The following is a 4,872-nucleotide window of genomic DNA, read 5'->3' as shown; positions in this document are numbered from 1 at the left end:
CGCCCGGCCAGGCACCACATGATCATTTGCCCAGCTTGCGCAACTCATCCGACTCCACCACCCGCGCTCCGTCCTGCTCTTCCAGCGCAAGCCGCCACATGGCCCGGGCCAGTTGGCAGGCTTCGATGCCGTGGTATTTGCCGGGGATCAGCTTGGATAACGGGCCGGCCAGTTGCTCGGCCAGGCGTGGTTCAACCCGGTCGCCCAACAGCAACGAAGGTCGGCAGATGGTCAGTTGCGGCCAGTCCTGCGCGCGGAGCGCAGCTTCCATTTCGCCCTTGACCCGGTTGTAGAACATCGACGATTTCGGGTCGGCTCCGAGGGCACTGATCACCACCAGGTGCCGTGTGCCCAATTCTCGCGCACGCTTGGCGAAGGCGACCACGAGGTCCAGGTCTACTGCTCGAAAGGCCTGTTCGGAGCCGGCTTTCTTGATGGTCGTGCCGAGGCAGCAGAAGGCGATGTCGACCTGGCCGCCAAGCCGTGGTAGCAGTTCGGCCGGTTCCCCAACCGGGTTCTCCAGATGCGGATGCTCGGCCAATGGCCGGCGGGAAGGCGCCAGTACCCGAGTGATGGTCGGCTCGTTCAGCAGCCGGTCCAGTAGATGTTCCCCGGTCAATCCGGTCGCGCCGGCGAGCAAAACATGCTGAGGCGTCAAGTACATAGTGTTTCCCCCTTGATACGGTTCAGCTTAGTTGCTCTTTTTGGCCTCGTCGTTCAACGCAGCACTTTGCAATGCTTTTCGCGCCTGTTGCTTGCGCAACAACTGCCAGTGAGAAAGCACGGTCCGGGGCGCCCACATCTGTGGTTCGGACGCTTCGAAATTGTCCGCGTGTTCCCGTTCGGCGACGATGCCCTTGGCCCGCTTGAAAGCTTGTTCCAGATCATCGGTCTGGTTCAGCGCCTGGGCGAACAAGGCATCACCGAAGTAGGTAAAGTTGGCCTCCTCGGAGCAACCGAAAGACACTCGGTCGGCGCGCGAGGCGGTTATGACCAAGGTACGTTCGTCCTTGAGCGCGGGGATGAAACCGCCGGAATAACAGGCCGAGATCACAACGATCTTGTCGCGATTCTTCAGCGGCGCCAGCACCGCGGCCAACTCGTCGGCGGGCAGGTCGGCGAGTTCCATGCGCGGCTGGTCGAGTACCAGTTCATGTTCGCTGCTGCCGTGGCTGGTCAGGTAGATGAACACCAGGTCTTCCGGGCCGCTGCGCTCGGCCAGCGTGGCGGCGGCACGGCGCAGGCTTTCGCGAGTGGCCATGGGCCGGTCGCCGAGGTGATCGCGATGGTTCACCAGGCGAACCTGGCCGAACGCGCCAAAACGGCTGGCGAGCATGTTGGCGACATAGTCGGATTCACGCAGGAATACGCTTTGCTTGCCATCGCCGCCCAGGGTCAGGCTGTACAGCTCCACCGCCGGCGTCGAGGCCGGGATGCTGGCGAGGGCCTCGTCCAGCAGGCGACCCTGGGCCAGCAGGCCGAGTTCGAACACGTCGGGCAACAGCCTGCCGTCAGCGTCGCGTATTCGTTGGCCGTTGGCCCAGGTGCCGCTTTGCACGGTACCGTCGGTCAATGCCAGCGTGCCGCGCCCGTGGTAGCTATCGCCTTCGAACTGGCCAATATAGAAGCTGCCGTCGGGCAGGTTCAGACGACCTTCCCCGGTGAAGCGCCAGTCATTGAAATGACCGCGATAGTGGCTGCCATCGGCGCCGATCAACTCGCCCTTGCCGGTCAGCGCACCGTCCTTGAACTGGCCGATCCAGACATCGCCATCGGCATTTTCGTAGCGACCGCGGCCGTTGAGCTGGTTGTTCCTGAAACCGCCGACATAGACGTCGCCCTCGGCGCTGTTGTAGGTGCCCTTGCCTTGAAGCTGGCCGTCGACGAAGTGGCCGGTGAACTGGTTGCCGCTGGCGTCGAAGCGCTGGCCTTCGCCGTTGGGCTTGCCGTTGACGAACGGGCCTTGGTACTGGCTGCCGTCGTCGAGTTCCAGGCGGCCGAGACCGGAGTAGCGGTCGGCCTTGAACTCGCCCCGGTAGGTCATGCCGTTTTCCTTGAGCGTGCCTTCGCCGTCCCGCCGGCCCAGTTTGAAACCGCCGGTGTAGCTGCTGGTCGGTGTGGTCAGGCTGCCCTGGCCGTGGAACAGGCCATGCTGGAACTGGCCGCGATAGACCTCGCCGTTGCTGCCATGCCATTCCCCGGTGCCGTGCCATTGGCCCTGGTCGAACTGCCCGGCATACCAGCTGCCGTTGGGATAGTCGATGCGTCCCTGGCCCTGCAGCAGCCCGTCCACCAGGTCGCCACGATAGCGCCCGCCATCGGGCAGGCGTGCGTCGGGGGGCAGCGGCGATTCGCCATTGCCGCAGGCGGTGAGAAGGAGGGCCAGGGTCAGGGGTACAAGTGCGCGCATAACGGGATCCAGGTAATCAGGCGACGAGTATGCCGCAGCTATGCGCGTTGAAGCGATGCGAAACTGCATGAGCGGTTTCGCGACTGCTAGGGTCTACACGAAGCAGAGTGACAGCGGCTCGGCGATGTAGGCCGGTTTTTCCGAACCTTCGATTTCCAGGGTGGCAGTGGCCTTGAGCAGCCATTGGCCAGGTTTTTTCTCGGTAACGTCTACCAGCTCGACCTTGAGCCGGACCTTGGAATCGACTTTCACCGGCTGGATGAAGCGCACGCTGTCCAGCCCGTAGTTGATCACCATCTTCACCCCCTCAGGAAGGAGCAGGATGTCTTCCATCAGCTTGGGCATCAGCGACAGCGACAGGAACCCGTGGGCGATCGTACTGCCGAACGGGGTCTGCGCGGCCTTGACCGGATCGACGTGGATGAACTGGAAGTCGCCGGTGGCTTCGGCGAACAGGTTGATACGCTCCTGGTCGATGGTCAGCCAGTCGGAGTATCCAAGTTCCTTGCCGACATAATCCTTGAGCTCTGCAACGGGAACGTAGGGCATTGAGACTCTCCTGGGGTCATCTGTTGTATTTTTCTGCAACGGGGATCTGTGTCCCCGCAAACCACTGTAGATCAACATGACCGGCGGGGCAGGTCATCGACCATGCTTTTTACGAATGCCGACCCATAGCGCGGGCGTGTTTATAATGCGCGCGCATGCTTGAACACGTGTCACAGGGGAGAGAACGGATGTTGCTACGGGGCCTGACCTGGCTGGTGCTGTTCCAATTGCTGGGCACCGCCATCAATCATTTGTTCCTGCCGATCCTGCCGGGGCCAATCATTGGGCTACTGCTGTTGCTGGTCTACCTGATCGCCCGCGGCGAAGTCAGCGAGCCGTTGAATCTTGCCGCCGGCAGCCTGCTGCGTTATCTGCCGTTGCTGCTGGTGCCGCCGGCGGTGGGCGTGATGGTCTATGCCCGGGCGATCGCTGCCGATTTCTGGGCCATCGTTGGCGCGCTGGTGTTGTCGCTGGTGCTCTCCGTGGCGCTGACGGGCGTGCTGATGCAACGTTTGGCCCGGCGTCATATTGTCGAGCCGGAGGACGTACGATGATGTTCGATTGGCAGGGTGCCTGGACGTCGGTGATCCACCATCCGCTGTTCGGCATCGGCATTACCCTGGGCGCCTACCAGCTGGTATTGGCGGCATACGAAAAGACCCGCTGGGTATTCCTCCAGCCAGTACTGATGTCAATGGTGCTGTTGATCGTCGTGCTGGTCGGCTGCGGCATCAGCTACGCGGAATACCGCAAAAGCACCGAGATCCTCAGCATTCTGCTGGGCCCCGCGACCGTGGCGCTGGCGGTGCCGTTGTACCTGAACCTGCGGCGAATCCGCCAATTGTTCTGGCCGATTTTTACTACGCTGGTGATAGGAGGGGTGTTTGCCACCAGCTCTGCGGTGGCGCTGGGCTGGGCTTTTGGCGCCGAGCACATGATCCTGATGACCATGGCACCGAAGTCGGTGACTTCGCCAATCGCCATGCTGGTGGCCGAGCAGATTGGCGGCGTGGCGGCGATGGCGGCGGTGTTCGTGCTGATCACCGGGGTACTCGGCGCGATCCTCGGCCCGAGCATTTTGACCCGGCTCGGTGTCCACAGCCCTGAAGCTCGAGGGATCGCCTTGGGGCTGACCGCCCATGCGGTGGGTACATCGGTGGCATTGCAGGAAAGCGAGGAGTCGGGTGCCTTCGCGGCGCTGGCGATGAGTCTGATGGGCGTGGCCACGGCGGTGCTGCTGCCGTTGGTGGTGTCGATGACGGTTTAAGGAACAGGTTATGAGCTTGCCGCTTTTCCCATTGAACACCGTGCTGTTTCCCGGTTGCACTCTCGATTTGCAGATTTTCGAGGCGCGTTACCTCGACATGATCGGACGCTGCATGAAAAAAGGCGAAGGCTTCGGGGTGGTCTGCATTCTTGATGGCGAGGAGGTCGGCATCGCGCCCGACGGCTATGCCCGGGTGGGCTGCGAGGCGCTGATTACTGATTTTTCCCAGCAGGATAACGGCCTGCTGGGCATTCGCGTGCAGGGCGGGCGGCGCTTCATCGTGCATGCCAGCAGTGTCCAGCCGGATCAACTGACCGTGGCTGAAATCGAGTGGCTGGAAGACGAGCCGGAGCAACCGTTGCAGGACGAGGACGCCGATCTGGTGGCGTTGCTCAAGGCCCTGGCCGAACACCCGATGGTCGAAGCGCTGAACATGGGCACCGAGGCCACCGGCCAGCAATCACTGGCCAATCAGCTGGCTTACCTGCTGCCGTTCAACGAACTGGACAAGATCGACCTGCTGCAGCTCGATGACCCGCAGCAGCGCCTGGATGCGATCCAGGCCTTGCTGGATGAGTTGCAGGGTGAGCTGTTTGCCTAAGATGCTGATACCGTCAGATCAATGCGGACCTTTGTGGGGGGGGGG

General features: G+C 62.3%; 6 protein-coding genes. 3 read left to right on the top strand and 3 right to left on the bottom strand.

Annotated features, from left to right (window positions below; translation table 11 throughout):
• Positions 1–22: 22 nt before the first annotated feature.
• The 3 genes from ACE04F_RS05640 to ACE04F_RS05630 all read right to left on the bottom strand — a co-directional run bounded on the left by ACE04F_RS05640 (position 23) and on the right by ACE04F_RS05630 (position 2,959).
• On the bottom strand, positions 23–664 hold the full coding sequence (locus ACE04F_RS05640) for an oxidoreductase (RefSeq protein ID WP_486105359.1): 642 nt from the start codon (positions 662–664) through the stop codon (positions 23–25).
• 27 nt (positions 665–691) lie between these two features.
• Positions 692–2,410 (bottom strand): C13 family peptidase, encoded by a 1,719-nt coding sequence (locus ACE04F_RS05635; protein WP_486105358.1) that lies wholly within the window; start codon positions 2,408–2,410, stop codon positions 692–694.
• A 93-nt stretch (positions 2,411–2,503) separates the two neighbouring features.
• Complete coding sequence (locus tag ACE04F_RS05630) at positions 2,504–2,959, bottom strand: MaoC family dehydratase (protein ID WP_486105357.1); 456 nt, start codon at positions 2,957–2,959, stop codon at positions 2,504–2,506.
• Between the two features lie 188 nt (positions 2,960–3,147).
• Here ACE04F_RS05630 and ACE04F_RS05625 point away from each other — a divergent pair, with 188 nt between their 5' ends.
• Genes ACE04F_RS05625 through ACE04F_RS05615 form a run of 3 tightly spaced genes read left to right on the top strand, consistent with a single transcriptional unit; the run spans position 3,148 to position 4,827 of the window.
• A complete protein-coding gene (locus tag ACE04F_RS05625) occupies positions 3,148–3,513 on the top strand; it encodes a CidA/LrgA family protein (protein WP_486105356.1) in 366 nt (121 codons plus the stop codon).
• Positions 3,510–4,226 carry an LrgB family protein gene (locus ACE04F_RS05620; protein WP_486105355.1) on the top strand — a complete coding sequence of 239 codons (717 nt, stop codon included), beginning with the start codon at positions 3,510–3,512 and terminating at the stop codon, positions 4,224–4,226. The genes ACE04F_RS05625 and ACE04F_RS05620 overlap by 4 nt, the downstream gene beginning before the upstream one ends.
• Positions 4,227–4,236: 10 nt before the next feature.
• Positions 4,237–4,827 (top strand): LON peptidase substrate-binding domain-containing protein, encoded by a 591-nt coding sequence (locus ACE04F_RS05615; protein ID WP_486105354.1) that lies wholly within the window; start codon positions 4,237–4,239, stop codon positions 4,825–4,827.
• The last annotated feature ends 45 nt before the right edge of the window (positions 4,828–4,872 follow it).

Source organism: Pseudomonas sp. AGC41 (genome assembly GCF_057334555.1).
Note: the sequence above shows the minus strand (reverse complement) of the source record. Positions and strands in the feature narration are given on the sequence as shown.